3 protein-coding genes are annotated in these 1,903 nt (G+C 79.1%); 2 read left to right on the plus strand and 1 reads right to left on the minus strand.

Annotation, left to right across the window (positions count from 1 at the left end; translation table 11 throughout):
* Positions 1–121 precede the first annotated feature (121 nt).
* Positions 122–997: an alpha/beta fold hydrolase gene (locus GTR02_RS21460; protein WP_166609498.1), complete on the plus strand. Its 876-nt coding sequence runs from the start codon at positions 122–124 to the stop codon at positions 995–997.
* Between the two features lie 44 nt (positions 998–1,041).
* On the opposite strand, the gene GTR02_RS21465 is transcribed toward GTR02_RS21460, so the two are convergent.
* Positions 1,042–1,356 carry a hypothetical protein gene (locus GTR02_RS21465; RefSeq protein ID WP_166609499.1) on the minus strand — a complete coding sequence of 105 codons (315 nt, stop codon included), beginning with the start codon at positions 1,354–1,356 and terminating at the stop codon, positions 1,042–1,044.
* 156 nt (positions 1,357–1,512) lie between these two features.
* On the opposite strand from GTR02_RS21465, the gene GTR02_RS21470 reads away from it, so the two are divergent.
* On the plus strand, positions 1,513–1,848 hold the full coding sequence (locus GTR02_RS21470; protein WP_166609500.1) for a DUF8129 domain-containing protein: 336 nt from the start codon (positions 1,513–1,515) through the stop codon (positions 1,846–1,848).
* Positions 1,849–1,903: the final 55 nt, after the last annotated feature.

The raw sequence follows: 1,903 nt of genomic DNA on the forward strand, positions 1-1,903 counted from the left end.
CTGCTCACCCGGGCCCTGCTCACCCGTGCCCGCCTGCCTACCCGGCCCCCCCGACGGCAAACGGCGACGGACGGCGGCGGCCCCGGGTGCCCCGGGAGCCGGGACGGCGGAGGATGCCGGCGTGCCCGCCCGCCTCTCCTCGTTCCGCCGCGACACGTCCCGTCCCGGTCCCCTCGAGTTCGATGTCGACGACCTCGGGCCCCTGGACGGTCCCGTGGTCGTCTGCCTGCACGGGTTCCCCCAGAGCCGGAGCGCCTACGCCGCCGTCGCGCCTGCCCTCGCCGCGGCCGGCCGGCGCGTCCTGGTCCCGGACCAGCGGGGCTACTCCCCCGGGGCCCGCCCCGCGGGCCGGTCCGCCTACGTCGTGCGCGAGCTCGTCGGCGACGTGCTCGCCCTGCTCGACGCCGCCGGGGCCGACCGGGCGCACGTGGTGGGTCACGACTGGGGCGGGGCCGTCGCGTGGGCGCTGGCCACCGCTGCGCCACAGCGGGTCTCGGCCCTGACGGTGCTGTCGACACCGCACCCGGGCGCGCTGCGCGAGGCCGCGGCCCGCGGCACGCAGGCGCTGCGGTCGGCGTACATGGGCGTCTTCCAGCTCCCCCGCCTGCCCGAGGCGGTGCTGCTCGCCCGCGACGGCCTGGGGCTGCGCACGCTGCTGACGCGCAGCGGCCTGCCGGAACCGCTCGCCCGGAGCTACACCGCGGCCCTGAGCGCGCCCGGGACACCGTCCTCGCCCGGCGCCCTGACCGCGGCCCTGAACTGGTACCGGGCCCTGCCGCTCTCGGGGCCGCCGGGCCCGCCGCGGCGCGTCCGGGTGCCCGTGAGCTACCTGCACGGGCGCACCGACCCGTTCTTCTCCCCGGCGGCCGTGGCCGGCACCGGGCGCTTCGTCGCCGCGCCCTTCCGCACCCAGCCGCTCGACACGGGGCACTGGGTGCCGGAGGACCGCGCCGCGGAGGTCGTCGCCGCGGTCCTCGACCCTCCGGGTGACGGCTGAGCGCGCGGGAGGCCTCGACGCGCGGCAGGGCGAGGAGCGGCCGGTCAGCGCTCGCCGCGAGAGGTGGTGTCCCGCAGCACCTCCGCGACGCCGTGGGCCCGCATGTCCTCCGCGGACAGCTGCCCGCCCGTGCTGTCGCGCCACCGCGCCGGCTCGTCCTCGCCCAGCTGCCAGGCCCGGCCGGCCTTGTCGAGCAGGACGGACCCCGGGCCGCTGGGCAGCGGCGGCGCGAGCTCCTCGACGGCCACCGCGTCGGCGGCGTCCACGAGCTTGCCCGAGGGCGTCACGAGCTGCCGGAGGTCGTTGGCCACCCCCTCGAAGACGAACCGGTAGTGCAACCCGCGCCTGATCTCGGTCATGGCCGCATCCTGCCGAGTGCCCGGGCGGCCGACCATCCGGCCGCCGGGCGGGGCGGCGGCCGCGCCCGTAGCATCCGGCGGACGGTCCAGCCGAGCGGCCGACGACGACAGGCGCCGCGACGCCACCCGCCGGCGCCGCCCCCAGGGAGCCCAGCCGTGACCGACGACCGCACCCAGCTGCCGATCCCCGACTACGACCACCTGCCCGTCGCGACGCTGCGCGACCGGGCGCGCGCCCTCGACGCCGACGGCCTCACCAGGCTCCTGGCCTACGAGGAGGCGCACGGCGCCCGCGAACCCCTGCTGACCGTCCTGCGGGCCCGGGCCGACCAGCTCGCCGCAGGGGCCGAGCCGTCCTCGGGGAACCCTGCCGCCCCGGCTCCCGAGCACGCCCCGGCACCCACCGGCCCGCTGCTGGGCGAGAGCGGGGCCCCCCCGATCAACCCGCCGTCGCAGGGCGACCCGACCAACCCGGCTCAGCCGCGCGGCTGAGCCGGGTTGGTCGGGTCGCCCTGCGACGGCGGGTTGATCGGGGGGGCCCCGCTCT

The sequence above is a fragment of the Kineococcus siccus genome (assembly GCF_009906795.1).
Lineage (GTDB): Bacteria > Actinomycetota > Actinomycetes > Actinomycetales > Kineococcaceae > Kineococcus > Kineococcus siccus.